Source organism: Microbacterium sp. cx-55, assembly GCF_021117345.1.
In the GTDB taxonomy this organism is placed as follows: domain Bacteria; phylum Actinomycetota; class Actinomycetes; order Actinomycetales; family Microbacteriaceae; genus Microbacterium.
Window position 1 is genome coordinate 2,560,957 of the sequence record NZ_CP088261.1, and the last position, 26,358, is coordinate 2,587,314.

Genomic DNA, 26,358 nt, shown 5'->3' on the forward strand with positions numbered 1-26,358 from the left:
GCCTAAGCCGTGCCCCCGACATCGGGACGGCCCGATGGGCGGCGCTCCGCACGGGCGCCGCCCCCCGGATCACGCGTCGACCGAGGCTTCCGGATCGACGACGGCGTTCGGTGTGGTGATGATCGGCATCGACGAGGTGAGACTCGGCACGGAGGCAGACAGCAGCGTGCCGTCCTCGCGACGGACGTCCGCGAACATGCGGAGGGTCGGTCGTCCGGCCCGCACGGGCCCCTGCGTCGCGAGCGGCACGACGATCTCATCGCCGCCGTCGACCGTGTACGGCACGCCCCTCACCGAGAACGACACCGGTTCGCCGCCGGTGTCGGCGCGGACGATCATCTCGTCGCGGCGGAGCGTGATGTTCAGGCGGGTGTCGTGCCAGGCCAGCGGATACGACAGTTCCGGCCACGACTCGGGCAGGCGCGGGTCGAAGGTCAGCTCGCCGAAGTGGTCGCGCATGCCGCCGAACCCGCTGACGAGCGACGTCCAGACACCTCCGGCCGAGGCTACGTGCACGCCGTCGGCGGCGTTGTGGTGCAGGTCCGCGAGGTCGACGTAGATCGAGTCGAGGAAGTACTCCAACGCCAGATCCTGATACCCGACCTCGGCCGCGAGGATCGACTGCACGACGCCCGACAGGGTCGAATCTCCCGTCGTCAGCGGGTCGTAGTACTGGAAGTCGGCGAGTTTCTCCTCGTCGCTGAAGTGGTTTCCCTGCAGGAACAGCGCGAGCACCACGTCGGCCTGCTTGAGCACCTGGTAGCGGTAGATGACGAGGGGGTGGAAGTGCAGGAGCAGCGGACGCTGCGCAGCGGGGGTGTGCTCCAGGTCCCAGACCTCGCGCTCCAGGAATACCGCGTCCTGGGGATGGATGCCGAGCGCCGGGCTGAACGGGATGTGCATCGCGTCGGCGGCACGCTCCCAGACGTCCGGCTCGTCGGGGTCGAGCCCCAGCCGGTCGACCATGTGCCGGTACGCCTCGGGCGCGTCGAACTCCATCTCGCGCACCGTTCGCGCGGCGAAGCGCAGGTTGAACCGGGCCATGACGTTCGTGAACAGGTTGTCGTTGACGACCGTCGTGTACTCGTCGGGGCCCGTGACGCCGTGGATGTGGAACGAGTCCTCGCCATCCATCTCATCGCGCCAGAATCCGAGGGTCGTCCACAGCCGCGCCGTCTCGACCGCGATGTCCACGGCCTCGCGGTAGAGGAACTCGACGTCGCCCGTGGCGCGCACGTACTTCGCCAGCGCGAAGCTCACGTCGGCGTTGATGTGGTACTGCGCGGTGCCGGCCGCGTAGTACGCGGACGCCTCCTCGCCGTTGATCGTCCGCCACGGGAACAGTGCCCCGACCTCGTTGAGCTGGAAGGCGCGCTTGCGTGCCGCGGGCAGCATGTGCACCCGCATCCGGAGCGCGTTGCGAGCCCACTGCGGCGTCGTGTACGCGAGGAACGGGAGCACGTAGATCTCGGTGTCCCAGAAGTAGTGGCCGCTGTACCCCGAGCCCGACAGGCCCTTCGCCGGAACGCCCTGGCCGTCGGCGCGGGCCGTGGCCTGCGCGAGCTGGAACAGGCACCAGCGCGTCGCCTGCTGCAGGTCGTCGTGGCCGGCGATCCGCACGTCCGAGCGCTCCCAGAACCCGTCGAGCCAGAAGCGCTGCTTCTCGAACTGCACCGAGACACCCTCGCTGCGGGCGCGGTCGAGCGTGCGCCGGCAGCGGTCGACCAGCTCCTCCGCGGGCACGCCGCGCGAGGTGTGGTAGCTGACCAGCTTGGTGATGCGGATCGGGACACCGGCCTTGGCCTGCACCCGGAACACGTTCTTCGCGATGTCGGGCTGCACGAGAGTGCGCGCGGTGTACTCGTTGTCGGTGACGATGAGGTGATCGGCGGCGACGGCGAGCGTCATTCCGGATTCGGTCACCTCGTAGCTGAGCACCGACCGCTCGCCGTCCTGCCAGTGCTCGCGCGGCTGCAGCACGCGCTCGTTGAGCTTCTCAGTCTTGCGCGGGTCGAACCCGGCCTTCGTCGCCCCGCGGGGGCGACCGCCGTAGACGTCCTCGCCGTCCTGCCGGTTGATGAGCTGGCAGCTCACCGTGACGGGAGCGTCGGCGTTCTCGACCGTGACCTCGAGGTTCATGATCGCGAGGTGCTTCTCCTCGAACGACACCATCCGCTCGTAGTTGATCCGCACCTCTTTGCCCGACGGGGTGCGCCACAGCAGATCGCGGCGCAGCACTCCGTCGCGCATGTCGAGCGTGCGCTCGTACTGCAGGAGGTCGGCGACATCGAACGAGAGGGGCTCGTCATCGACGTAGACGCGCATGACCTTCGCGTCGGGTGCGTTGATGATGGTCTGGCCGACCTCCGCGAAGCCGTAGGCCTGCTCCGCGTGACGGATCGGGAACGTCTCGTGGAACCCGTTGATGAAGGTGCCCTGCTCGTGCGCGAACCGGCCCTCCGGGTGATTTCCGCGCAGACCCAGGTAGCCGTTCGCCACCGTGAAGAGGGTCTCGGTGACGCCCGTGTTGTCGACGTCGAACGATCGTTCGATGAGTCGCCAAGGGTCGACCGGGAAACGGTCTCGATCCATCATGGGGGCGCCTTCCGCAGGGATGTCGGGCGGGGAGTTCGGGGCGACGCTCGCGCGACGGTTCAGTCTACGAACGCGGACAGGTCGTCGACGACAACGTCGGCACCGGCGGCACGGAGCGCGTCCGCGCCGACGCCGCGGTCCACGCCCACGACGAGCGAGAAACCGCCCGCGGATGCGGAACGCGCACCGCTCGTGGCGTCTTCGACCGCGGCGCTCCGGGCCGGGTCGACGCCCAGCATCCGCGCGCCTTCGACGAACACGTCCGGGGCGGGCTTGGAGGCGAGGCCGTCGCGTTCGGCGATGACCCCGTCCATGACGACGTCGAATCGGTCGCGGATGCCGGCGGCGGTCAGCACTTCCTCGGCGTTCTTCGAACTCGACACCACCGCCACGGGCACGCCCTTCGCGATGAGGGCGTCGAGGAGCGCGAGCGAGCCGGGGTAGGGGGCGATCCCCTCCGCGCGAAGCACGCGAGCGAAGACCTCGTTCTTGCGGTTGCCGATGCCGCAGATCGTGTCGAGGGCGGGCGAGTCGGACGGGTCGCCCCACGGCACCTCGACATCGCGCGAGCGCAGCAGGCTCGCCACGCCGTCGTAGCGCTTCTTGCCGTCGAGGTACTCGAAGTAGTCGCTCTCGGAGTAGGGCGGGGTGATCTCCCACGCCGCGAACAGCTCTTCGAACATCGTCTGCCACGCGTGCATGTGCACCTCTGCCGTCGGCGTCAGTACGCCGTCGAGATCGAAGAGCACGCCGTCGAAGCGGGCGAGATCGGGCAGGTCTGTCACGACGTCTCCAAAGGATCGGGTGCCAGAAAGCGTACTGGCCGCAGGTTACGCGGCGGTATCGGGCCGCCACGCGATGGCGAGGCGGCCCGGAGACGCACCGTTATCGACCGTGTCGCCTCAAAGGGATTCGACCACGGCGAGCGTCTGCCGCGCGATCTCGAGCTCTTCGTTCGTCGGAACGATGAGCACCGTCACGGCAGAGTCGTCGGTGGAGATGACCCGGATGCCGCGGGCGCGGGTCTCGTTGCGTTCCGCGTCGATCTGCACGCCGAGGAAGCCGAGGGTCGCGAGCGCACCCGCGCGCACCAGCGGCGAGTTCTCGCCGACGCCCGCCGTGAAGGAGATGACATCGACACCGCCGAGCTGGGCGATGTAGGCGCCCGCATACGCGCGCAGCCGGTGCAGGTACACGTCGAACGCGGCGACCGCCTCCGGCTCGCCCGCCTCGACGCGATCCTCAACGTCGCGCATGTCGGCGGCACCCGTGAGCCCGAGGATGCCGCTCTTCTTGTTGAGTAGTTCGTCGAGCTCGTTGATGGAGAGTCCTCCGCGGCGGGCGAGATGGAAGATCACGGCCGGGTCGAGATCGCCCGATCGCGTTCCCATCACGAGTCCCTCGAGAGGGGTGAGCCCCATCGAGGTCTCGACCGAACGGCCGCCGTCGACGGCGGTGACGGATGCCCCGTTGCCGAGGTGGAAGATCAGCTGCTTCAGCTCGCCGAGCGGACGCTCGAGGAACGCGGCCGCGGCCTCGCTCACGAACTTGTGCGAGGTGCCGTGGAAGCCGTAGCGGCGGATGCGGTGCGCCTCGGCGAGTTCCTTGTCGATCGCGTAGGTGTAGGCCGCGGGCGAGAGGGACTGGTGGAATGCCGTGTCGAACACGGCGACGTGCGGCAGATCGCCGAACGCGTCCTTCGCGGCCCGGATCCCTTGGAGGGCGCCCGGGTTGTGGAGCGGAGCGAGGACGGCGAGCTCGTCGATGTTGATCTCGACGAGCGGGGTGACGAGCGTGGGTTCGAAGAATCGGGCGCCGCCGTGCACGACCCGGTGTCCCACCGCGATGGGGGCGTTCTCCTGCAGCGAGGGACCGTACTCCGCGAAAGCGGACAGCATCTCGCGGAACCCTGCGGTGTGATCCGGGATGGGCAGCTCACGCGTGTACTCGGCGTTGGTCGCCGTGCTCTCGGGGGCCGTGAGCGCGACCTTATGGATCACGCGGCCGTTCTCCTCGCCGATCCGCTCGACGAGCCCGCTCGCGAGCACGCGCTCGGTGTCGAGCTCCAGGAGCTGGTACTTGAACGAGGACGACCCGCTGTTGACGACCAGTACGACACTCACGCGAGAACTCCTTCGATGTCGGCGACGACGTCACCCTGAGCTTGGATCGCGGTGATCGTGATCGTGTTGACGATGTCGCCCACGAGAGCACCCCGCGAAAGGTCGTTGATGGGTTTGTTGAGGCCCTGCAGCACCGGGCCGATGGCGACCGCGCCGGCAGAGCGCTGCACAGCCTTATACGTGTTGTTGCCGGTGTTCAGATCGGGGAAGACGAACACCGTCGCGCGCCCGGCGACCGCGGAACCCGGCATCTTTTTCGAGGCGACCGCTGCATCCGTCGCCGCGTCGTACTGGATGGGCCCTTCGACCGGCAGCTCGGGAGCGCGCTCGCGCACGAGGCGGGTCGCTTCGCGCACCTTCTCGACGTCGGCACCCGATCCGGATTCGCCCGTCGAGTACGACAGCATCGCGACCCGCGGGTCGATGCCGAAGCGACCGGCGGTCGCCGCCGACGAGATCGCGATGTCGGCGAGCTGAGCCGACGTCGGGTCGGGGATCACGGCGCAGTCGCCGTAGACGAGCACCCGGTCGGCGAGCGCCATCAGGAACACGCTCGAGACGACGGAGACGCCGGGCTGCGTCTTGATGATCTCGAACGCGGGACGGATGGTGTGCGCCGTCGTGTTCGCAGCGCCCGAGACCATGCCGTCGGCGAGGCCCAGGTGCACCATCAGCGTGCCGAAGTAGGAAGGGTCGCTGATCGTGTCGGCGGCGCGCTCGAGCGTCATACCCTTGTGGGCGCGCAGACGCGTGTATTCCTCGGCGAACCGGGCACCGAGCACCGCGTCGAAGGGGCTGATGACCTCGGCACCCGAGAGGTCCAGGCCGAGCTCGAGCGCGCGGCCGCGCACCTCGATCTCCTCGCCCAGGATCACGAGGTCCGCGATGCCCCGGGCGAGCACGGTGGCCGCCGCGCGGAGGATCCGGTCGTCGTCGCCCTCGGGCAGCACGATGCGGCGGCGGTCGGAGCGCGCGCGCTCGACCAGGCCGTACTCGAACATCAGCGGCGTCACGACGGAGGGGCGCGCGAGCCCGAGGCGGCGGGTGAGCTCTGCGGCGTCCACGTGCTTCTCGAACAGCGTCAGCGCCGTGTCGTACCCGCGCGGCGAATCGGCCGCGAGCCGGCCGCGGGTGTTCATGATGCGGACGGCCGTGTCGTAGGTCGAGCGATCGGTGGTGATGATCGGCAGGTTCGAGCCGAGTCCGTCGATCAGCCGGTCGATGTCCTCGGGCAGCGGGAACGGCCCGTTCAGCACGACACCGGCAAGCGAGGGGAAGGTGCCCGACGAGTGGGCGAGCAGCGTCGCGAGCAGCACTTCGGTGCGGTCGGCCGGGATGATCACGACCGCGCTCTCATCCAGGCGCGGCAGGACGTTCACCATCGACATGCCGGCCACGACCACCCCGAGCACCTCGCGGGTGAGTAGCTCGGGATCGCCCTTCAGCAGGACCCCCTCGACCGAGAGCATGACGCTGCGGACCGACGGCGCCACGAGAAATCGGTCCTCCGGGAGCGCCCACACCGGCACATCGGTCGCGCCGCTGTGCGCGAGAGCGTCGCGGATGGCGGAGATGGCCCCCTCTGCGGAGTCCGGGTCCACACGGTTCGCGACGATCGCGAGGAGTTCGGCGCGCGCCGCGCGGAGTTCCGCGAGCGCGAGGGTCGCGATCTGGCCCATCTCTGCGGGCGTCCGCGGCTCGCTGGCCCCGAGCTGTTCGCTCTGGCCCTGCTGCGCGCGCCCACCGAGCACCAGCACGACCGGTGCGCCGAGGTTCGCCGCGACGCGAGCGTTGTAGCCGAGCTCGGCCGGGCTGCCGACATCCGTGTAGTCGCTGCCGAGGATCACCACGGCGTCGCACTTCGCCTCGACGGTCTTGAACCGTTCGACGATGCGGGCGAGCGCCGCATCCGGATCGGCGTGCATGTCGTCGTACGTGACGCCGATGCATTCGTCGTACGTGAGGTCGACACCGTCGTGGCCGAGAAGCATCTCGAGCACGTAGTCGGGCTCGTCGGTCGACCGCGCCACGGGGCGGAACACCCCGACCCGTGGGGTCGCTCGACTCATCTCCTCGAGAACGCCGAGAGCGATAGTGGATTTACCCGAATGACCTTCGGCGGACGTGATGAGGATGCTGTGCGCCACGCTTCCACCCTAGGTCGCCGTTGCTATGACCGACCAGGGAGCGCGGACGTGAATAACTGCCGCGCCCCCGGCACGGGCCGACCCGCGGCTCAGGTCTGGCGACGGATGACGCGCAGCAGCCAGGCGATGATCGCGATGATCACGATCACCAGGCCCACCCAGAGCAGGAACTTCACCGCTTCCACGAAGACTCCGAGGAGCAGGAGGACGATGCCGATGATGAGAAGGATGAGAGCGAGTGCAGGCATGTGACCATCGTCGCGAGCGACCGACACCGCCGTCGAGCGCTTGACACCGGACCGATTCGCTGGCACCCGGACCGCGGGGACGAGCGCTGCTCACTGTCCGGGAAAAGAAAAGACTCTCCGCGAACCCGGCAGAGCCCGGTTACCCTTGCTACGTTTCCGTCCTGGGGGATTTGGCCTGGATGCCGCCTCGCGGAGAGCTGATCCCAGTCTAAGCCCCGCCGCGGTTCTCGGCGAATCCTCGGGCCAGGCCCCCGTGGCCGGGGCTTACGATCGGAGGGTTCGCCGACCTGGAAGGCCTGGCATGACCGACACCCGCACGGTTCCGGACCCGCACGCTGACGTGACGGCCTCCGCGGAGTCCTTCGCTCGCATCACGAGAGCCATCGGCCGAAGCGTCGCAACCGTGATCGACGGCAAGCCCGCCGCGGTGCGCGCCGCTCTCGTCGCTCTTCTTGCGGAGGGGCATCTGCTGATCGAGGACGTACCGGGGGTCGGCAAGACGATGCTGGCCCGTGCGCTCGCGGCGACGATCGACGGCACCGTCCGCCGCATCCAGTTCACCCCCGATCTGCTGCCGGGAGACGTGACCGGCATCTCGGTGTTCGATCCGGTCGAGCGGGAGTTCGAGTTCAAAGCGGGCGCGGTGTTCGCGCACGTCGTGATCGCCGACGAGATCAATCGTTCCTCGCCGAAGACGCAGTCGGCGCTGCTCGAAGCGATGGAAGAGCGCCAGGTCACGGTCGATGGCCGCACGCACCACCTGCCCGACCCGTTCCTCGTCGTCGCGACGCAGAACCCGCTCGACATGGAGGGCACGTACGCCCTCCCCGAAGCGCAGCGGGACCGGTTCATGATGCGCATCTCCATGGGGTATCCGGATGCGGCCGCCGAGGTGCTGATGCTGCGCCAGCGCGAGCAGACCAACCCTCTCGAGGCCATCACCCCCGTCGTCACCGCCCGCGGGGTGCAGGATCTCATCGCCTGGGCGCGCCGCATCCACGTGTCGCCCGCGGTCGAGGAATACGCGGTCGCTCTCGCACACGCCACCCGTGTGCACCCCGACCTGCGATTGGGCGCGAGCCCGCGCGCGACGCTGCAGCTCGTGCGCGCCGCGAAGGTGTGGGCCGCGCTCGACGGCCGCGCGTTCGTCATCCCCGACGACGTCGCCGCGCTGATCGGCCCGGTGTTCGCGCACCGCCTGATCCCGCACCGGTCCAGCGGCGCCCGCGGCGACTCTCGGGGCGTGCCCGCGGTGCTCGATCAGATCGTCGGCTCGGTGCGGGTCCCGCTCGCCGCGCGGACCTGACCTCGATGTGGCGCAGCTGGCCCCTGACCCTGCGCGGGACGAGTGCGCTCGTACTGGCGCTCGCGTGCGGGTTGCTCGCCCCACAGCTCGGGCTCGTCGAACTCGTCTGGCTGGGCGTCCTGCTGGTCGCCCTCGTCGCCGGGTCGCTCGTCGCCGTCCTCGCATCGCGGAGCCGAGCCGATGTCGCCCGCACGTTCGACCCCGCATCGCCCGTCGTCGGCACGGAGGTCCGCGTGAGGGTGCAGGTGGCGCTGCGCGGCGGGGCGCCGTCGCTCGGCGGACGTTGGCGCGATGAGCTTCCGAGCGGCGTCGACGGCCCCGCGACCGGCGCCTTCCCCGCGTTGGCGTCGGGCCTCAGCCGCGGCGATCGATCCGCCGCGTTCGACTACACGGCCGTCGTGCAGCGCCGCGGGATCCACTGGCTCGGGCCGCTGTGGCTGTCGACGGCAGACCCGTTCGGCATCGCGCGCCGCACGGTGTCGCTCGGAGAACCGACCCGCCTGGTCGTGACGCCGGCCGTCATCGATCTGCCCACCCTGCCCGGGTTGGTGGGGCGCGCCGGCGGCGCCGTTGCCTCGCCCGTGAACCGCCTCGGACAGGGAGCCGACGATGTCGTCGCGCGGCCGTACGCCCCGGGCGACTCGATGCGTCGCATCCACTGGCGCGCCTCCGCACATCGTGACCAATTGATGGTGCGGCAGGAGGAGCAAGAGACCTCCCCGGAAGCGACCATCGTGCTGGACCGGGCGTCGTCGCGGTGGTCGCCGGTGGCGATGGAGCATCCGGGAACCGATCCGACCTTCGAGCGTGCCGTGACGCTCTGCGCCTCTGCCCTCGTGAGGCTCGTGCACGACGGCTACGCGGTCGATGTGATCGAGCCGGACGGAATGCCGCTCTGCCGGCGCGTCGAGTCCGCGGACTCGATCGCTCTCGACGACGCCCTGCTCGCACTCGCCACGGTGACGGCGCGCACCGACGACCGCCTGCCCGCCATCGTCGACCTGTTCGCGGGCGCGACGACCGGGCCGCTCGTGCTCGTGAGCGGAAGACTCATGGCGGCGGATGCGGCACCGCTCGCCGCCGTCGCGCACCACAGCTCGTTCCCGCTGCTGCTCGCCACCGCCCCTGAACCCGGCGCTTTCACGGCCGCGCACGGGTGGGCGGCCGCCGAGCTCGGCGAGGATCTCGCGCAGTCGTGGCGGGGCGCGGGCAGGGGCGGTCATGTCCCGGCCTGAGCGGGCGCGCCGGGGCGGCACCGTCACCCTCGCTCTGGGCGTCCTCGTGGCTCTCTTCGCGACCACCCTTCCGGTGCTTCGCGTCGTCTCCCCGGGAACCTGGACGGTGGGGGCCTTCGCGCTCGCGGCCGCGATCCTCGCGATCGGTGCGCTACTGCGCCGCATCCGCACCCCGGCGATCGGGGTGACGATCGTGCAGCTTGTTATCTGGGTCGTCGCCCTGACCGCCGGGTTCTTCCGGGCCGGCGCGTGGTTCTTCGTCGTGCCGTCGCCGAACACGATCCGTGCAGTCGGCGATGCGATCGCGGCCACCGGGCAGGAGATCTCGGTCGGGGTCGCCCCGCTCGTTCCCTCGCCGTCCATGGAGTTCTTCATGGTGGCGGCCGTGAGCCTTCTGGCCATCGTCCTCGATCACGTGGTCATCACGACCCGGATGCCGCTGCTCGCCGCCGTCGCCCTCGTCTCGGTCGCGCTCGTACCCGCGATCGCCGTGCCCGCTCCCATGGACGTCGGCGCCTTCGCCCTGCTCGGGCTCAGCATCCTGTTCCTCCTCCGCACCGAGACGCGCACCCGCGTGCCCGCGGCGACGCGCGCACCTCGGTCGCCGGGCGCCTCGGTCGCCGCGGCCGTGATCGGGGTGGCGGCGGTCATGGTCGCCGTCGTGGTCACCCCTCTGCTGCCCGCGCCAGCGGACCGCTCCGGCGTGTGGGGCTCGGGAGGGGCGTCGGGAATCGACCCGACCCTCAGCCTCGGCGAGGACCTCCGGCGGCCGAATCCCGTCGAGGTGCTGCGCGTGCGCACCTCTGACGCCGTTGCTCCGTACCTCCGCGCCGTGACCCTTTCGACGTTCGCCGGCGACGTGTGGGAGCCCGATGACCCCGCGTCCGAGCCCCTCGCCGGGGGCGACGGCTTCGGTCCGCTCGTCGCCGCGTCCGACATCCTCCGCGACGAGGACGAGGTCCGCGTCGACGTCTCGCAGTTGAACACGCCTTACCTGCCAGTGCCGTTCCCGGCGACCTCCATCGAGGGCCTCACCGGCGAGTGGGGTGTCGTGGCGGAGAACCGCACCGTCATCGGACTCGGAACAGACTCCTCCGGGCAGGACTACGCCGTCTCGACCGAGGCGCCGCGCCCCACGCTGCCGCAGATCCGCGCCGCGGCCTCGCGCGGGTCGGACGTCCCGGCCGCGTACTCCGACATCCCGACCGAGACGCCGTCACTCGTCACGGACCTTGCCCGGCAGGTGACGGAGGGGACCTCGACGGACTACGACGCGGTCGCCGCGCTGCAGACCTGGTTCCGTTCGTCGGAGTTCTCGTACTCGCTCGATGCTCCCGTCGAAGACGGTTTCGACGGGGAGGGCGTTGAAGCGCTCGAGCAGTTCCTGATCACCCGCGAGGGGTACTGCGTGCACTACGCATCGGCCTTCGCGGTGATGGCGCGTTCCCTCGGGATGCCGACCCGCATCGTGATCGGGTATCTGCCGGGGCGGGCGACTTCCGACACGGTCGACGACGAGACGGTCTACTCGGTCACGAGCGACCTGCTGCATGCCTGGCCGGAGGTGTACTTCGAGGGAATCGGGTGGGTCGCATTCGAGCCGACGAACAGCCTGGGAGCGCCACCGGTGTTCGCGAGCGGCGGCACCTCGTCGACCGATCCACTCAACACGCCCGCCCCGACGTCCGCGCCGTCGCCCACCGCATCCGCCGCGCCGACGACCCGACCCGACACCCCCGACACCCCCGCCGCGGGCGCCTCGGGCACCGGGTTCTCGCTCGGAGCACTCTGGCCGGGCACGGGCATCGTCGTTCTGGCGATCGCTCTCCTCCTTCTGCCGGCACTCGCGCGCGCGCTGCGCCGCACCCGTCAGCGTGTCGCCGCGCGCGCAGGCGACGCGGTGGCCGCGTGGAGCGCCGTGCAGAGCGCGGCCATCGACCTCGGGATCCCCGTGCCCCCGAGCGAATCGCCGCGCGCGTTCGGCGCACGCCTGGTCGGCAGTCATGGAGCGGATGCGGATGCGGTCCACACGCTCGTCGCTGCGGTCGAGCAGGCGAGCTACGCGCCCGCGGATGCGGTGCCCGCCGGCGGCGCCGACCGCCCACGTGGGGATGGCGCCGATGACCCGACCGGCGGGGGCGCCGACCGCTCACCCGCGGGTGGCGACAGGCTCCCGCCTGCCCGCCGCGGCGGGCTCCCTCCTGCCGGCCCACCCTCGCGCCGCGGCGGGCCGCTCGCCGCGGCCCTCGCCGCGGTCACGGCCGGTCTGCGCGCGCACGCGTCGCCGCTCCGGCGCGGCCTCGCGGTGATCGCGCCCCGTTCGCTCGTGGTCCGTCCCGGCAGCGCGTCCGCCGGTGGCGCGTCGCCGACGCCCACCCGCTAGGGAGCCGGCCTCGCCCTCTCGCTCACGTGTCGCGATCTGCCGCTCGCGGTGCCCGATTGCGACACTTGAGCGCAGATCGCGGCCGTTCACGTGTCGCGATCCGTCGCCGAGGGAGGCCGATTGCGACACGTGAGCGCCCGGGCCTCGCAGCGCGCGTGGCGAGGGCGCCGCGGGGCCCGGGCGCGGCGACGGCGCCGCGAGGAGCGGGGGCGGGGGCGGGGCAGACGAAAAGCCCCGGCCGGAACGGCCGAGGCTTTCGTGGGTGGCGGTGACGGAGGGATTCGAACCCTCGGTTGCTTGCACAACACACGCTTTCCAAGCGTGCCTCTTCGGCCACTTGAGTACGTCACCAGTGCGACCCATCCTACAGGGTGCTCCGGCGACCCGAATGCGCCGCCGCATCCGTCGCACGCGGCCGCTCGTCGGGCTTTCGTCAGCATCCGCTCGCCGGCCGTATGGGTTCCGTCAGCGCCGGCGACGACGTCGACACACCGGCGTAGGCCTGAGGACATGACCCTCACCTCGATCCTCCCGACGCTCCGCGATTCGATCCCCGCTCCCCTGGACGACAGCGTCTGGCCCGTGCACACCCGCGCGACCACCGACGATGTCGTGGTGGCGGGCGTGTCCGTTCGTCGCATCGCGGAGATCTGCGCGACCCCGTGCGTCTACACCGGCGCGGCCGTGCTCCCGCACAGCGGCGGCCACGCCTCGCCGACCGACTCGACGACCATCGTCATCGCGCGGGTGACGGGCGTGAGCGGTGCGGGCATCGTGCTCGACGCGACCTTCCACGGCCACGCACCGCTCTGGCGCGAAGCACGCCTTCTCGGCCGGGTGTCGCACGCGTACGAGCTGCGGATGCCGATCGCCGGGGCCGACAGCCCGTCACCCCTCGGGCTCGTGCGACTCCCCGACGATGTTCGCGCCGGGGACCTGCTCGCGGTTCCCTGCCCGGGCTGCTTCAGCGTCGGCGACGTGCGCCCGGCGCGGAACCGGTGACCGTGATGCTCTTCTTCACGATCGCACGCTCACGCCGCTGCGCGCTGATGACGGCAACCGCGGAGGGCTCACCGACGAACGCGGAGCGCGACCCGGCGCCCTTCCCGGCCAGCACGACGAGCGCGACCCCGGGCGAGTGAGACGACGAGCGAGACCTGAAGACCGCTGACCCAGCCGACGGCGGCAGCGAGCACGAACCGAGCCGCCACCCAGCGCGAACCGCCCGGCGGCCCCCGGTGAGCCGCGCGCCGACCGCTCAGCTATGCCGGTACGAACCGCCTCCGGCGCGCCCTCGCCCCGCAGGACGTACCGTAGACAGAGGGGTACTCCCCCGGAGTCCGGGACCCGACCCGAGCTCCACCCGCGCCCGCCGCGAGAACAGGACACCCGTGAAAATCGTCGCCTCCGCCGACTGGCGAGATGCCATCCCGTTCGAGACCCCTCTGGTCGCCGACACCGTTGCACCCGGAGAGGCCACCCGCTGCGCGACGTGCGGCGTCCTGTCCGAGCCGCTCCCCCGCGACGAGCTCTGGGCCGTGAAGCATCGCCATCCGAACAACCACGCCGGATTCGTTCGGTTCTACTGCGCCGAGCACGTCCCCGAGATCAGCCAGCCGGAGTCCGCGCCGGTCGCCGCGACCAAGCGGGCGAGCACCCCCCGCGCCCCGCGCAGTGCGAGCCCGCGTGCTGCGGCTGCGCGCCGCGTCGAGGCTGCACCGGAGCGCCCTCGCGCCGTCTGCCCCGACTGCTTCATGGAGGTCTCCGCGACGGGCCTGTGCGGCAACTGCGGCGCTCAGGTCACCTGAGGCTCACCAGCCCATCGACCCAGGGACACCCTTGAAGGGGCCGACGATGTCGGACGTGATCCAGCCGCCGTAGAAGCCGCCCGGCTGGGCCATCACGAGTTCGCCGTCGATCGTGCAGCTGTCCATCATCCCGGGATAGAGCGCGACGCGCTCGGCGAGCTCGGCGAATCCGGGCAACGGATGCGGATAGTTCCACGCCGCGCGCTGCCGCAGAGCGACCCCGCCGGCGACGTCGAGGTACCGAGCAGACCCCTTGAATTCGCAGAACGACGCTCCCACACCATCTCTCAGCGCTCCGTCCGCGAACGCGCTGACCGGAAGGTAGTACACCGGGGGATGACTCGTCTCGAGCACCCGCACGACGTCGGAGGTGTCGACGATCACCGCACCGCCGAGGCGGACGACGACGCGCCGGTCGACCGCTTCGAGGCGGGGCGGACGCGGATAGCTCCAGACGGATTCCTGGCCGGGCTGGACGGGATCTGGCTTCGGATGGCGCATACGCCGACCGTACGTCCGTTTTCCTCGCTCGGCACGGCGCCGGCGAAGGTTGCGGACCGCTCTAGCACTGACGGGCGATCCGGTGATACAGTAATGACGTCCCGCACGTAACGGACACACTGCTTCGAAGCTCGATCCTCGTTGTGGAGTCATCGATACGAACCATGCGCCACCTGTTCACATCGGTCGGCGCCCCAACTGTTTTAGCGCTTCTGGCGCGTCTTCCGACGTCACAACGTCTTCTCGAAAGCCTTTCTTCTTGCCGTTCAGTACCACCTCCCTCCTGATGACCTACTCGCTCGAGTGGCGCCAGGCGGACGACGATGTCTTCGTCGCCACTTCGCACGGCGAATACGCCGGTTTCGTCACCACGACCTCGCTCGGTTTCGTTGCGAGTGGCCCGCGTGGCGAAGACCTCGGTTCGCACTCCGGCGACGACGAAGCGCGCAGCGCCGTCGACGCCCACCACACTCGTGCCGCACACGTCCCCTCGGACATGCAGCACCTCGCCCGTCCGCACCGCACACGTCGGCGCGGCACCACCGGTCGCATTCGCGGCCCGAAAAGTAGAAGGAAAGACACGATGGCCACTGGCACCGTGAAATGGTTCAACTCCGAGAAGGGTTACGGCTTCATCGCCCCCGACGACGGCTCCGCCGACCTGTTCGCGCACTACAGCGCGATCACGGGCAACGGCTTCAAGGAGCTCCGCGAGGAGCAGAAGGTCGAATTCGACGCCGAGCGTGGCCCCAAGGGCATGCAGGCAGCGAACATCCGTCCGCTCTGAATTTTCCTCAGCCGGGGCGGGCAACCGCCCCGGCTGACGACTCCCTGAGAGATCGATCGTATTCCGTTTCACGGATGCGTATCCGCGTACGCTGAACCGCAAGCACGAGGCATCCGCCTCACACTTCACGGCTGTAGCGGTCGACGATCGACAAGGTGTCGTTATTTCCTCCACCACCCTCGAGCCGCGGCTCGGACCCGTTCGCCAGACCTATTCCGGAACAGCGGAATTCCCCCCGATCACCCGCGCGTACACGGACGTCTCGCAGGTCGTTCGAGAGAGTGGTCTTCTCAACCGCGCACGTGGCTTCTACGCCATCGTCGGTGCCGTCATCGCCGTCGGTTTCGGCGGCGCGATCACCGGTTTCATCCTGCTCGGCGACAGCTGGTTCCAGCTCCTCATCGCCGCAGCCCTCGGCATCCTCTTCACCCAGGTCGCCTTCCTCGGCCACGAAGCCGCGCACCGCCAGATCCTGGCGTCCGGCCCCGCCAACGACCGCCTCGCCCGCATCCTCGCGACCGGCGTCGTCGGCATGAGCTACTCGTGGTGGACCACGAAGCACACGCGTCACCACGCGAACCCGAACCGGGTCGACAAAGATCCCGACATCGAGATCGACACGATCTCATTCCTCGAAGAGGATGCAGCGAAGGCCCGCGGCATCCAGCGCCTCATCACCCGCAAGCAGGGCTGGTTCTTCTTCCCCTTGCTGCTTCTCGAAGGCGCGAACCTCCACTTCATCTCGGTGCGCCACCTGTTCGGCCGCGAGCCGGTCAAGGGACGATTCATCGAGATCGCTCTCCTGTTCACACGGTTCGCCGTCGTGCTGACGCCGATCTTCTTCTTCCTGCCGCTCGGCATGGCGTTCGCCTTCCTCGGCGTTCAACTGGCGGTGTTCGGCCTCTACATGGGCGCATCGTTCGCGCCGAACCACAAGGGCATGCCGGTCATCGCTCGCGATGCCAAGCTCGACTTCTTCAGCAAGCAGGTGCGCACCTCCCGCAACATCCGCGGCGGATGGTGGGCGACCTGGTTGATGGGTGGCCTCAACTACCAGATCGAGCACCACCTCTTCCCGAACATGCCGCGCCCGCACCTCGCCCGCGCCCGCGCGATTGTGATCGAGCACTGCGCCACGCTCAACGTGCCGTACGCCGAGACGTCGCTGTGGCGCTCGTACGCGATCGTCATCGACTATCTGAACCGCGTGGGACTGGCTGCCCGCGACCCGTTCGACTGCCCGATGGCTGCGAGCTACCGCCGCGTCTGACACGGCGAAGGCCCCGGTGCGAGCGTCTGGCGACGCGGGTGCACCGGGGCCTTTTCCTTTGCCCGAAACCCGGCAGGATTGCCGGACTTCGGGCATCGTCGCCGCGTCAGTAGACGCGCAGCGCGCCCGGATCGATGCGCGCGGTGAACCGCTGCACGTCGCCGACCTCTTCGCCGTCGATCTCGAATGAGTGGGGCTGAGGAAGCTCGACCTCGATACGGACGGCCTGCCCGTGACGGGCGGCTTCCGTGCTCGTCGCCGTCTTCTGCTTGTCGAAGAGCCGCATGATGCCGTTGTCCCACACCGCGGCACGAAGCGTGTCCATCCATTCGACGGCACCCTCGGCGCTCACGATCAGCACGTCGAGGACGCCGTCGTCGAGCTCCGCATCCGGGAACAGGGTGAGACCGCCCTGCAGCGTGCCGCAGTTGCCGATCAGCACCGTGTGCGCCTGCACTTCGCGGGGTTCGCGATCGTCGACGGTCACCTTCACCGACACCATCTCGGACGCCGTCAGGGCCTGGCCCATCGCGGCGACGTACGCGAGCCATCCGGCCTTCGCCTTCGCCTCGTCGTCGGTCGCGGCGAGCATCTGCGCGTCGAGCCCGAATCCGACCATGACGACGAATGCCTGGGGCTCGCCGCCGTCGAGTTCGATCCATCCCATGTCGAGCTTTTTCGGCTCGGACGTGAGGATGCGGCGCAGCGCCGTGCGTGGATTCCCGAGCGGCACGCCCAGGTTTCGGGCGAGAAGATTGCCGGTGCCCTGCGGCACGATGCCGAAGGCCGCATCCGACCCGCCGAGCGCCTCGGCGACGGCACGCACCGTTCCGTCACCGCCGGCCGCGATGACGACATCGCACCCCGCATCCAGCGCCGCGCGCGCCGGCCCCTGTCCGGGATCCTCGACGGTCGTCTCGAACCATTCCGCCGTGGCGCCGTCCGCCTCCGCGTCCCACGCTGCTTCGAGTTGCTCTCGCGAGATCTTGCTCGGGTTGAAGACGATGCCGGCGCGCAGAGGAGTCATGCGCTTACTCTCTCACCCGCGTGGCACCGGCGAACTCGGGCTTGCACCGCGGCACGCCGACCGGTATTCCGCGGCCTCGGCCAGCGACAATTCACCCGCTCGCGATCGCGGCGGACTCATGCTCGCTATCCGACCCGGTCAGGTACATACTTAGAGGTATGACCACTGCACCGTACAACGCGATCTCGAGCTACTCACGCGTGAAGATCCTCCAGTCGCTGCAGGTTCGCGGGCAACGAACGATCGCCGATCTGTGCGCGGCGACGGACCTGCACCCGAACACGGTGCGCGAACACCTGCAGCGTCTCATCAACGGCGGGTACGTCATCACCGAGACCGAGCACCGCACCACGCGTGGCCGGCCGCGCACGCTCTACAGCGCCGCCACCGGAGCCCACCGTGTCAGTCCCATCGCTCAGCGCAAGGCGCGCGAGGCCGCCCAGCGCGGAGACCTCATGCGGCGTGTGATGCCGTGGACCGATGACGCGGATGCGGACCTTCCGACCAGCGCCGTGCACCAGATCGACGCCCTCGTGGAGGACCTCGTTGAAGCAGGCTTCGACCCGGCCGTGGACGAACGCACCCTGACGGTCGACATCAGCCCCTGCCCCCACGCGAGCGCCGAGCCCACCCACCGCGAGACCCTGTGCGCCGTGCACCTCGGACTCATGAACTCGGTCCTCGCCCAGGCGGACGGCCCGCTCCGCGTCGACGCGATGGCCGCATCCTGCGACCCGAAGCAGTGCATCGTGCGCCTGATGCTCGCCGAGCGCGCCGCCACATCCACCCGCCTGCCCGTCGCCGTCTGACCCACCGCGCTCCGGATCCCCCGCAGGCTCAGGTCCGGATGCGGTCAGCCCGCGTGTAGACGTTCATCGACGGCGGTCGAAGGAATCCGACGAGCGTGAGACCGGACGCATCCGCGAGCTCGACCGCGAGCGAGGACGGCGCAGAGACGGCGGTGAGGATCGGGATCCCCGCCATGACCGCCTTCTGCACGAGCTCGAAGCTCGTGCGCCCCGACACCTGGAGCACGGCGCCCCGGAGCGGCAAGCGATCGTGAAGCGCCGCCCAGCCGATGACCTTGTCGACCGCGTTGTGGCGACCGACGTCTTCCCGAACCACGAGAAGCTCGCCCGTCGCCGCATCGAACAGCGCGGCGGCGTGGAGGCCGCCGGTCTTCGCGAACACCGCCTGCTCCGCGCGGAGCCGGTCGGGGAAGGTCGCGACCAGGGCCGCATCCACGGTGGAATCGTCGCCGGCGACGTCGTAGCGCGACACCGTCTCGATCGCCTCGATCGATGCCTTCCCGCACACACCGCACGAGCTGGTCGTGAAGAAGTTCCGCGTCGCTTCCGGGGCGGGAGGTGCGACGCCCGGGGCGAGTGTCACATCGAGCACGTTGTACGTGTTCTCGACGCCGCCCGTTCCCGGCCCGCCGCAGTGGATCGCGTTCGAGAACTCGTCACCGCGACCGATGATCGCCTCCGAGACGAGAAAGCCCGCGGCGAGCTCGACGTCGTGTCCGGGGGTGCGCATCGTCACAGCGAGCGGGCGACCGCCGACCCGGATCTCGAGGGGCTCTTCTGCCGCGAGCACGTCGGCTCGCTTGTGCGGTTCTTGCCCGAGGGTGATCCGAACCACGGGCCGCCGGGTCGTGATGCGCCCCACGTCAGCCGCCGATGGCGTTCATGCCGCGCGCGGGCTGCAGGAACGACGGGTCGTCGATCGCGTGGCCGGCGAGCTTGCCGTGCACGCAGGAGCGCAGCATCCGGTCGACGTCCGCATCCGTACCGTCCGCGCGAAGGATCGGCACGAGGTCGTACTCCGTCTCGGAGAAGAGGCAGTTGCGCAGCTGGCCGTCGGCGGTGAGGCGCAGTCGGTCGCAGTCACCGCAGAACGGCGCCGTCACCGAGGCGATCACACCGACGGTGTGGGGGCCCCCGTCGATCGTCCACCGTTCGGCGGGTGCGCCGCCGCGACCGGGCACGGGCGTGAGGGTCCAGCGCGCGGCGAGCGCGCCGACGATCTCTTCCCGCGTGACCATCGCGGAACGATCCCAGGTGTGTCCGGCGTCGAGGGGCATCTGTTCGATGAAACGCATCTGCGCCCCGTGCTCCATCGCGAAGGCCACGAGATCGGCGAGTTCGTCGTCGTTCACGCCGCGCATCGCGACGGCGTTCAGCTTGAGCGGGCGGAGACCGGATGCGGAAGCCGCCGCGATCGCTTCGAGCACGTCGTCGAGGCGGTCCCGGCGGGTGAGCGCTGCGAACTTCTCCCGGTCGAGGGTGTCGATCGAGATGTTCACCCGCTTCAGACCCGCGTCGATGAGCGCGGGCAGGACGTCGGGAAGACGGATGCCGTTGGTGGTCATCGCGATCTGCACCGGGCCGTCGGGGGATTCGATGGCGGCGAGCTCGCGGACGACATCGACGATGTCGCGGCGCAGGAGCGGCTCCCCGCCGGTCAGGCGGAACGTCGTGATCCCGGCGGCGGCGGCAACGCGGGCGACCCGGACGATCTCATCCAGCGTCAAAATGCTCTGACGCGCCAGCCATTCGTTGCCCTGCTCGGGCATGCAATAGGTGCAGCGCAGCGAGCAGCGGTCGGTCAAGGAGATGCGCAGGTCGCGGTGGACCCGGCCGAACGTGTCGGCGAGCGGACCGCCTTCGCCGGGAGCGGTCATCGTGCCCCGGGCGTCGAGCGCCGCGCTCGGACGACGGCGCGCGATCGCGACCGGAACGACGCTCACGCGCCCGCCCGCCCGATGATCTCCGTCGTCATGTCTCGAGGGTACGCGGCGCAGGACCCGACGTGGGTCGAGACGGCAGATCTCCGCTTCCAGTGGTCTTACCTCTGTGTCATACTGAGGGCGACCCGTACCGGCGGCGCCGCCTCGAGATCGGCTCCGCTCTCGTCGGCACGGCCGAGAAGGAGATGTCGATGGAATTTCTGGATCCGCTCGCGCTTGCGCGCTGGCAGTTCGGGCTCACCACGCTCTACCACTACCTGTTCGTTCCCCTCACTCTCGGCATGGGTCTGGTCGTCGCGATCTTCCAGTCGGCGTGGGTGCGCACGGGGCACACGAAGTGGCTGCAGCTGACGCGTCTGTTCGGCAAGATCTTCCTCATCAACTTCGCCATGGGTGTGGTGACGGGCATCGTGCAGGAGTTCCAGTTCGGCATGAACTGGTCGTCGTACTCGCGCTTCGTCGGTGACGTCTTCGGGGCTCCCCTCGCCTTCGAGGGACTCCTCGCCTTCTTCTTCGAGGCGACGTTCATCGGGTTGTGGATCTTCGGCTGGGATCGGCTCTCGAAACGGCTGCACCTCGCGACCATCTGGATGGCGTGGATCGGCGCCGTCATGTCGGCCTACTTCATCCTCGCCGCGAACTCGTTCATGCAGAACCCGGTCGGGTACCAGATGTCTGGCGACGGCCGCCGCGCCGAACTCATCGACATCGGCGCCGTGCTGACCAACCGCGTCGCTCTGGCGACCTTCCCGCACACCATGTTCGCCGCCTTCATGTTCGCCGCGGCGGTCGTTATCGCGGTCGCCGCCTGGCACCTCTCGCGTCACCGCAACCAGGAGACGATGCGTCCGGCGCTGCGGTTCGGCATGTGGATGATGCTCATCTCCTTCGCCGGTGTCGCGATCGCCGGAGACGCCCTCGGTCTCCAGATGGTGGCGACGCAGCCGATGAAGATGGCGGCGGCGGAAGCGTTGTACAACACCGCCTGCGGGCCGGATGCCTCGTTCTCCCTCTTCTCCCTCGGCACGCCCGACGGGACGAGCGAGATCTGGTCACTGCGCGTGCCTTATCTGCTCTCGTTCCTGTCGACCCACACGTTCGACGGATGCGTCGAGGGCATCAACAACCTGAACGCCGATTACACCCAGAACTGGCCGATGTTCGCCGACCAGCTTGGCGGCGAACTTCCGTTCGCGCCCGTCATCTGGGTCACGTACTGGTCGTTCCGCTGGATGATGGCGTTCGGCGCGGCCGCCGCGCTCGTCTCCGTGGTCGGCCTGTGGCTCACCCGCACGAAGGCGAAGCGCGCGGTGCCCCAGTGGGCATGGCGGGTCGCGATCTGGTCGGCGCCCCTCCCCATGCTCGGCAGCCTGGTCGGCTGGGTCTTCACCGAGATGGGCCGGCAGCCCTGGATCGTGTTCGGGCTCATGCTCACCGAGGACGGCGTCTCCCCCAGCGTCCCCGGATGGACGGTCCTGATATCGCTCGTCGCGTTCACGTTGACCTACGCCGTGCTCGCGGTCGTCGAGTTCGGCCTCATCCGCAAGGCCGCGCAGGCGGGGCCGGAGCCCATCCCCGAGCCGGGTGAGGGCGCGGATGCGGACTCCGACGGCCACTACACCCCGACCACGGTCTACTAGGAGCGCGGCATGGATCTCGCATACGTCTGGTTCTTCATCGTCGGCATCCTGTTCGTGGGGTACTTCGTGCTCGACGGGTTCGACTTCGGCGTCGGCATGTCGCTGCCCTTCCTCGGTAAGGACGACATCGGTCGCCGGCAGATCATCAACACGATCGGCCCGGTCTGGGACCTCAACGAGACCTGGGTCATCGTGGCCGGCGCATGCCTATTCGCGGCCTTCCCGGAGTGGTACGCCACGCTCTTCAGCGGGTTCTACCTCGCGCTCCTGCTGATCCTGCTCGCGCTCATCGTCCGCGGTGTCTCATTCGAGTACCGCCACCAGCGCGACAGCCTGAAGTGGAAGCGCGGCTTCGACACGATGATCGTGGTCGGCTCCGCGGTCCCCGCGTTCCTCTGGGGCGTCGCCGTGGCGAACATCGTGCAGGGCGTGCCGCTGGATGCCGCTCACGAGTTCACCGGCTCCCTGCTGACACTGCTGAACCCGTACGGCCTGCTCGGCGGCCTGACGACTCTGCTGCTCTTCTTCACCCACGGCGTGTATTTCGTCGCGCTGAAGACCGATGGCGCTGTGCGCTCGGACGCGCGTCGACTCGCGGGCCGGTCGGGGCTGCTCACGGTCGTCGTCGCCGCCGTGTTCCTGCTCTGGACCGTGCTGAACGCGACGAACGCGGGCGCACCGGCGCTCATGCTCGTGGTCGTCTGCGCGGGCCTCGCCGCCGTGCTGCTGATCGGCTCGCTGATCGCCAACCGGATCGACCGCGAGGGTTGGGCGTTCGCGTTCGGCGCCGCAACGGTGGCGTTCGCCGTGCTCACCCTGTGGTTCGCGCTCTTCCCGAACGTGATGCCCTCCACGGGAGACCCGGCGGGCACGCTCACGATCGAGAACGCGTCGAGCACCGACTACACGCTCACGATCATGACCTGGGCGGCGGTGATCTTCCTTCCGCTCGTGCTGCTGTACCAGGGCTGGACGTACTGGATCTTCCGCAAGCGCGTCACGCGGTCGCGCATCGAGAAGGCAGCAGCAGTCGCGCACTGATCGGGGTGCGGCGCCCGCCCGCGCCGCACCCCCGCAGTTCGTCCCCGCATGATGAGGCAGGATCGTAGAGTGACCACGGATGCTGCTCCCGCCGCCCCGCGCGTGAGCAATCGGCCGGTCGATCCGCGCCTGCTGCGGTACAGCACCGCGTCGCGCGGGTTCCTGCTGGTCACCGCGGCCATCGTTCTCGCCCAGACCGGCGTGATCCTCGGGTTCGCCTGGCTTCTGACCGTGGCCCTCGTCGGTGCGATCGCCGGCGAGCCGGTCGCGGATCTCATCCCCGCCCTCGCCGGCGCGGCCGCACTCGCCCTCCTCCGCGGCCTGCTCATCGCGGCGTCCGAACGCACGTCGGCGATCGGCGCGGCGCGGGCGTCGCTGCAGCTCCGCGACCGGTTGGTGCGGGCCGTCGAGGCCCTCGGCCCGGGATGGCTGGCGGCGCGCAACACTTCGTCGCTCGCCGTCACCGCCGGCCACGGCTTGGAAGCCCTCGACGCCTACTTCGGGCGGTACCTGCCGCAGCTGGTCGCCACCGCGATCACGATGCCGATCCTCATCCTCGCGATCCTGGTCGCCGACCCGATCTCGGGGATCACGGTGATCGTCACCGTCCCGCTCATCCCCGTCTTCATGGTGCTGATCGGTCTGGCGACGCGCGCGGTGCAGAACCGGCAGTATGCGACGCTCCATCGACTCGCGGCACGGTTCTCCGACACGGTCGCGGGCCTCGGCACGCTGAAGATCTTCGGCCGTCAGCACCGGGCCGCCGAGGGCATCGAGACCGTCACCCGCGACTACAAGCGCGAGACCATGTCGGTGCTGCGGGTGTCGTTCATGTCGGGCTTCGCGCTGGAGTTCCTCGCCTCGATCTCGGTGGCGATCCTCGCGGTGACGATCGGCTTCCGCCTCCTCGGCGGCGAGATGCCGCTGCTCGTCGGACTCTTCGTGCTCCTGCTCGCGCCCGAGGCGTATCTGCCGCTCCGTCAGGTCGGCGTGCAGTTCCACGCCGCGGCCGAGGGCGTGGCGGCGACCGACGAGATCTTCCAGGTGCTGGATACCGCGCAGGGCGTCCCGGCACCGACGGCCCCGGAAGCGCGGGCCGACGCCGTGCCGGCCGGGCCGCTGGTGTCGGCGCGTGGCCTGGTCGTGCGCCGCGGCCAGCGCGTCATCGGACCGCTCGACCTCGACGTCTCCGCGGGCGAGATCGTGCTGCTCGAGGGGCCGAGCGGCGCGGGCAAGTCCAGCATCCTGTCCGCACTCCTCGGATTCGTGCCCGCCGAGGGAATCATCCACGCCGGCGCGACGTCGGCGCGTGAGGTGCTGGCGTGGGCGGGCCAGCGCCCGGGCCTGCTCTCCGGCACGATCGCGGAGAACGTCGCGCTCGGCGATCCGGCACCGGATGCGGAGCGCGTCGCCCGATGCCTCGCAGACGCGGGCGTCGATGTGCCCGCATCCGTCGTTCTGGGCGCCGCCGGGGCGGGAATCTCGGGCGGGCAGGCGCAGCGGGTCGCGATCGCGCGCGCGCTGTACCGCCTGCGGAGCGGACGTGCACGGGTTCTCGCTCTCGATGAGCCGTCGAGTGCCCTCGACGGCGCGACCGAGGCTCGGCTGTGGCAGACGCTTCGACGGGTGGCCGATACCGAGCAGGCGGGCGTGCTGCTGATCTCGCACCGCCGGTCCGCCCGCGACATCGCCGACCGCATCACCTCCTTGCCCGCGCTCGAGGGTGCGAGCGGAGGACGCGCATGAGAACCGCCGAGGTGCTGCGCTCCGCCCAACCCCCGATCCGTCGTTTCTGGGGGCCGCTGGCCGCCGGTTTCGGCACCGCGGTCAGCGCGATCGCCCTGTTGGCCGCGAGCGCCTGGCTGATCACACGATCGGCCGAACAGCCCGCGGTCATGTACATCACGGCCGTCGTCGTCGCGGTACGCGCGTTTGCGCTCGGTCGCGGCGTCTTCCGCTACCTCGAACGTCTCACCGGGCATGACGCGACGCTCGGTCAGCTCGCCGGGGTGCGCGCGGCGCTGGTGCGCCGGATCGTGCCGCTCGCCCCGGACGGCCTGGGCGGTGCGCGGCGCGGTGCGTTGCTCTCGCGGCTGGTCGACGACGTCGACGAGCTGCAGAACCTGCCGCTGCGCGTGGTCATGCCACTCGCAGTGGCCGGAACGGCGTCGCTCGCGAGCGTCGTCTTCGTCGCATTCCTCTCGCCCCTGGCCGCCGTCACCCTCGCCGCCTGCCTCGTCGTCGCCTTCGCTCTCGCGGTCTGGCTCGGCTGGCTCCTCGGCGCCCGCGCCGAGCGTCAGATCGCTCCGCTGCGCTCACGTCTGGCCGACGCGCTCGTCGACGAGCTGACGTCACTCGACGTGCTGACCGCGTTCGATGCAACGGATGCGGCGCATGCCCGGGTTCGTGCCGCGGACGAGGCGCTGCGCCGAGCGATCGTCCGCCGCGCCGGAGCGCAGGGTTTCACCTCCGGCGCCGTGTCACTGCTCGCGGGTGTCGCCTCGGTCGCTGCCCTGCTCGTCGCCCTACCCGGGCTGAGCGCGGGCGCGATGGCCGGCCCGGCGTTCGCCGTGGTCGTGCTGTTGCCGATGGCCGTCTTCGAGATCTTCGGCCCCGTTCCGCTCGCGCTCGCGTCATGGCGCCAGGTGCGGTCTGCGGCCGAACGCGTCGCACGGACCGTTCCGGATGCGGTGCCCGCCGGCATTCCGCAGAACGAACCGGCCGCGACCGGATCGGCGCCTGCCCTCGGCACCGGTATCTCGCTGCGGGGCCTCAGCGCACGCTGGCCCGACCGCGGCGGGAACGTCGATGGAGACGCCGTCGCGCCCACCGCGGCGACGCCCGCACCGCCGGTGGATGCATCCGACTCCGATTCGGGCCGACTCATCGCGGTCGATCTCGACGTCGCGCCGGGCGAGCGCGTGCTGATCACCGGGCCGAGCGGCGCGGGAAAAACGACGCTCGCGCACGTCCTGGTGCGCTTCCTGGACTACGGCGGGTCGTATCGGATCGGCGATGTCGAGGCCCGCACGGTGAACGGCGATGATCTGCGGCGCACCGTGGGGCTATGCGAGCAGTCGCCGTACCTGTTCGACGAGTCCCTGCGGCAGAACCTGCTGTTCGCCCGGGACTCGGCCACCGACGACGACCTGTGGGCGGCGCTCGAACGGGTCGGTCTCGCGGGGTGGACCGCAGAGCGCGGGGGGCTCGACGCGAGCCTCGGCGAACGCGGCGCGCTCGTCTCGGGCGGCCAGGCCCAGCGCATCGCCCTCGCGCGGGCCCTCCTCGCCGACTTCCCGGTGCTCGTGCTCGACGAACCGACGGCGGGGGTCGACCCCGCCGCCTCCGATGCGCTGCTCGGCGACCTGCTCGGCGCAGTCGGCACCGAACGCGCCGTCATCCTCATCTCGCACGTCGACGTGCCGGCCGGACTCGTCGACCGCGAGGTGCGCCTGGAAGCCGGGCGCCTGGCCTGACCGCAGCCTCCGTCACGGG

General features: G+C 70.0%; 21 protein-coding genes, 1 tRNA gene and 1 other RNA gene. 12 read left to right on the top strand and 11 right to left on the bottom strand.

Going from position 1 to position 26,358, the window contains the following annotated elements; all coding sequences use genetic code 11:
* Positions 1-69 precede the first annotated feature (69 nt).
* The 6 genes from LQ938_RS12120 to ffs all read right to left on the bottom strand — a co-directional run bounded on the left by LQ938_RS12120 (position 70) and on the right by ffs (position 7,315).
* Complete coding sequence (locus LQ938_RS12120) at positions 70-2,595, bottom strand: glycoside hydrolase family 65 protein (protein ID WP_223722813.1); 2,526 nt, start codon at positions 2,593-2,595, stop codon at positions 70-72.
* A 59-nt stretch (positions 2,596-2,654) separates the two neighbouring features.
* On the bottom strand, positions 2,655-3,380 hold the full coding sequence (locus LQ938_RS12125; protein WP_223722812.1) for an HAD family hydrolase: 726 nt from the start codon (positions 3,378-3,380) through the stop codon (positions 2,655-2,657).
* Positions 3,381-3,497: 117 nt separating this feature from the next.
* Complete coding sequence (locus LQ938_RS12130) at positions 3,498-4,718, bottom strand: acetate/propionate family kinase (RefSeq protein ID WP_223722811.1); 1,221 nt, start codon at positions 4,716-4,718, stop codon at positions 3,498-3,500.
* Entirely contained in the window at positions 4,715-6,865 is a 2,151-nt protein-coding gene (pta, locus tag LQ938_RS12135; RefSeq protein ID WP_223722810.1) for a phosphate acetyltransferase, read from the bottom strand. The genes LQ938_RS12130 and pta overlap by 4 nt, the downstream gene beginning before the upstream one ends.
* Before the next feature lie 89 nt (positions 6,866-6,954).
* On the bottom strand, positions 6,955-7,113 hold the full coding sequence (locus tag LQ938_RS12140; protein WP_223722809.1) for a hypothetical protein: 159 nt from the start codon (positions 7,111-7,113) through the stop codon (positions 6,955-6,957).
* 105 nt (positions 7,114-7,218) lie between these two features.
* Positions 7,219-7,315, bottom strand: an RNA gene (ffs, locus tag LQ938_RS12145) — signal recognition particle sRNA small type.
* Between the two features lie 99 nt (positions 7,316-7,414).
* Between ffs and LQ938_RS12150 the strand changes: the two genes are divergently transcribed.
* The 3 genes from LQ938_RS12150 to LQ938_RS12160 are packed head-to-tail and all read left to right on the top strand — an operon-like array spanning position 7,415 to position 12,037.
* Positions 7,415-8,419: an AAA family ATPase gene (locus LQ938_RS12150; protein WP_223722808.1), complete on the top strand. Its 1,005-nt coding sequence runs from the start codon at positions 7,415-7,417 to the stop codon at positions 8,417-8,419.
* Between the two features lie 5 nt (positions 8,420-8,424).
* Positions 8,425-9,654 carry a DUF58 domain-containing protein gene (locus tag LQ938_RS12155; protein WP_223722807.1) on the top strand — a complete coding sequence of 410 codons (1,230 nt, stop codon included), beginning with the start codon at positions 8,425-8,427 and terminating at the stop codon, positions 9,652-9,654.
* On the top strand, positions 9,641-12,037 hold the full coding sequence (locus tag LQ938_RS12160) for a transglutaminase TgpA family protein (protein WP_223722806.1): 2,397 nt from the start codon (positions 9,641-9,643) through the stop codon (positions 12,035-12,037). Before LQ938_RS12155 ends, LQ938_RS12160 begins: the two co-directional genes overlap by 14 nt.
* A 263-nt stretch (positions 12,038-12,300) precedes the next feature.
* On the opposite strand, the gene LQ938_RS12165 is transcribed toward LQ938_RS12160, so the two are convergent.
* A tRNA-Ser gene (locus LQ938_RS12165) sits at positions 12,301-12,388 on the bottom strand.
* Positions 12,389-12,547: 159 nt separating this feature from the next.
* Between LQ938_RS12165 and LQ938_RS12170 the strand changes: the two genes are divergently transcribed.
* Together LQ938_RS12170 and LQ938_RS12175 are read left to right on the top strand one after the other, a co-directional pair.
* Positions 12,548-13,039: a hypothetical protein gene (locus LQ938_RS12170; RefSeq protein ID WP_223722805.1), complete on the top strand. Its 492-nt coding sequence runs from the start codon at positions 12,548-12,550 to the stop codon at positions 13,037-13,039.
* A gap of 389 nt (positions 13,040-13,428) precedes the next feature.
* A complete protein-coding gene (locus LQ938_RS12175) occupies positions 13,429-13,845 on the top strand; it encodes a glucose-6-phosphate dehydrogenase (protein WP_223722804.1) in 417 nt (138 codons plus the stop codon).
* A gap of 3 nt (positions 13,846-13,848) precedes the next feature.
* On the opposite strand, the gene LQ938_RS12180 is transcribed toward LQ938_RS12175, so the two are convergent.
* The gene (locus LQ938_RS12180; RefSeq protein ID WP_223722803.1) at positions 13,849-14,346 is read right to left on the bottom strand and encodes a DUF427 domain-containing protein; all 498 of its coding nucleotides are present in this window, start codon (positions 14,344-14,346) and stop codon (positions 13,849-13,851) included.
* A 583-nt stretch (positions 14,347-14,929) separates the two neighbouring features.
* Between LQ938_RS12180 and LQ938_RS12185 the strand changes: the two genes are divergently transcribed.
* The gene (locus tag LQ938_RS12185) at positions 14,930-15,133 is read left to right on the top strand and encodes a cold-shock protein (RefSeq protein ID WP_047547396.1); all 204 of its coding nucleotides are present in this window, start codon (positions 14,930-14,932) and stop codon (positions 15,131-15,133) included.
* Between the two features lie 163 nt (positions 15,134-15,296).
* The gene (locus tag LQ938_RS12190; protein WP_223723029.1) at positions 15,297-16,403 is read left to right on the top strand and encodes a fatty acid desaturase family protein; all 1,107 of its coding nucleotides are present in this window, start codon (positions 15,297-15,299) and stop codon (positions 16,401-16,403) included.
* 106 nt (positions 16,404-16,509) lie between these two features.
* Here the strand turns inward: LQ938_RS12190 and LQ938_RS12195 are convergent, their stop codons facing one another.
* On the bottom strand, positions 16,510-17,430 hold the full coding sequence (locus LQ938_RS12195) for a diacylglycerol/lipid kinase family protein (RefSeq protein WP_223722802.1): 921 nt from the start codon (positions 17,428-17,430) through the stop codon (positions 16,510-16,512).
* A 158-nt stretch (positions 17,431-17,588) separates the two neighbouring features.
* Between LQ938_RS12195 and LQ938_RS12200 the strand changes: the two genes are divergently transcribed.
* Positions 17,589-18,239, top strand: coding sequence for a helix-turn-helix transcriptional regulator (locus tag LQ938_RS12200; RefSeq protein WP_223722801.1), 651 nt, complete (start codon positions 17,589-17,591; stop codon positions 18,237-18,239).
* A 28-nt stretch (positions 18,240-18,267) separates the two neighbouring features.
* Here LQ938_RS12200 and fdhD read toward each other — a convergent pair whose 3' ends face one another.
* Positions 18,268-19,101 (bottom strand): formate dehydrogenase accessory sulfurtransferase FdhD, encoded by an 834-nt coding sequence (gene fdhD, locus LQ938_RS12205; protein WP_223722800.1) that lies wholly within the window; start codon positions 19,099-19,101, stop codon positions 18,268-18,270.
* 1 nt (position 19,102) lies between these two features.
* On the bottom strand, positions 19,103-20,116 hold the full coding sequence (gene moaA, locus LQ938_RS12210) for a GTP 3',8-cyclase MoaA (RefSeq protein ID WP_263317706.1): 1,014 nt from the start codon (positions 20,114-20,116) through the stop codon (positions 19,103-19,105).
* Between the two features lie 257 nt (positions 20,117-20,373).
* Here moaA and LQ938_RS12215 point away from each other — a divergent pair, with 257 nt between their 5' ends.
* The 4 genes from LQ938_RS12215 to LQ938_RS12230 all read left to right on the top strand — a co-directional run bounded on the left by LQ938_RS12215 (position 20,374) and on the right by LQ938_RS12230 (position 26,339).
* Positions 20,374-21,822 carry a cytochrome ubiquinol oxidase subunit I gene (locus LQ938_RS12215; RefSeq protein ID WP_223722798.1) on the top strand — a complete coding sequence of 483 codons (1,449 nt, stop codon included), beginning with the start codon at positions 20,374-20,376 and terminating at the stop codon, positions 21,820-21,822.
* 9 nt (positions 21,823-21,831) lie between these two features.
* Positions 21,832-22,863: a cytochrome d ubiquinol oxidase subunit II gene (gene cydB / locus LQ938_RS12220; RefSeq protein ID WP_223722797.1), complete on the top strand. Its 1,032-nt coding sequence runs from the start codon at positions 21,832-21,834 to the stop codon at positions 22,861-22,863.
* Between the two features lie 69 nt (positions 22,864-22,932).
* A complete protein-coding gene (gene cydD / locus LQ938_RS12225; protein ID WP_223722796.1) occupies positions 22,933-24,609 on the top strand; it encodes a thiol reductant ABC exporter subunit CydD in 1,677 nt (558 codons plus the stop codon).
* On the top strand, positions 24,606-26,339 hold the full coding sequence (locus LQ938_RS12230) for an amino acid ABC transporter ATP-binding/permease protein (RefSeq protein ID WP_223722795.1): 1,734 nt from the start codon (positions 24,606-24,608) through the stop codon (positions 26,337-26,339). Before cydD ends, LQ938_RS12230 begins: the two co-directional genes overlap by 4 nt.
* Positions 26,340-26,358 lie beyond the last annotated feature (19 nt).

What these genes read in the sequence shown, in the direction of transcription:
- LQ938_RS12120 (WP_223722813.1), bottom strand. Translation starts at nt 2,595, where the DNA reads ATGATGGATCGAGACCGTTTCCCGGTCGACCCTTGGCGACTCATCGAA.
- LQ938_RS12140 (WP_223722809.1), bottom strand. Translation starts at nt 7,113, where the DNA reads ATGCCTGCACTCGCTCTCATCCTTCTCATCATCGGCATCGTCCTCCTG.
- LQ938_RS12150 (WP_223722808.1), top strand. Translation starts at nt 7,415, where the DNA reads ATGACCGACACCCGCACGGTTCCGGACCCGCACGCTGACGTGACGGCC.
- LQ938_RS12155 (WP_223722807.1), top strand. Translation starts at nt 8,425, where the DNA reads ATGTGGCGCAGCTGGCCCCTGACCCTGCGCGGGACGAGTGCGCTCGTA.
- LQ938_RS12160 (WP_223722806.1), top strand. Translation starts at nt 9,641, where the DNA reads ATGTCCCGGCCTGAGCGGGCGCGCCGGGGCGGCACCGTCACCCTCGCT.
- LQ938_RS12170 (WP_223722805.1), top strand. Translation starts at nt 12,548, where the DNA reads ATGACCCTCACCTCGATCCTCCCGACGCTCCGCGATTCGATCCCCGCT.
- LQ938_RS12180 (WP_223722803.1), bottom strand. Translation starts at nt 14,346, where the DNA reads ATGCGCCATCCGAAGCCAGATCCCGTCCAGCCCGGCCAGGAATCCGTC.
- LQ938_RS12185 (WP_047547396.1), top strand. Translation starts at nt 14,930, where the DNA reads ATGGCCACTGGCACCGTGAAATGGTTCAACTCCGAGAAGGGTTACGGC.
- LQ938_RS12195 (WP_223722802.1), bottom strand. Translation starts at nt 17,430, where the DNA reads ATGACTCCTCTGCGCGCCGGCATCGTCTTCAACCCGAGCAAGATCTCG.
- LQ938_RS12200 (WP_223722801.1), top strand. Translation starts at nt 17,589, where the DNA reads ATGACCACTGCACCGTACAACGCGATCTCGAGCTACTCACGCGTGAAG.
- moaA (WP_263317706.1), bottom strand. Translation starts at nt 20,116, where the DNA reads ATGACCGCTCCCGGCGAAGGCGGTCCGCTCGCCGACACGTTCGGCCGG.
- LQ938_RS12215 (WP_223722798.1), top strand. Translation starts at nt 20,374, where the DNA reads ATGGAATTTCTGGATCCGCTCGCGCTTGCGCGCTGGCAGTTCGGGCTC.
- cydB (WP_223722797.1), top strand. Translation starts at nt 21,832, where the DNA reads ATGGATCTCGCATACGTCTGGTTCTTCATCGTCGGCATCCTGTTCGTG.
- LQ938_RS12230 (WP_223722795.1), top strand. Translation starts at nt 24,606, where the DNA reads ATGAGAACCGCCGAGGTGCTGCGCTCCGCCCAACCCCCGATCCGTCGT.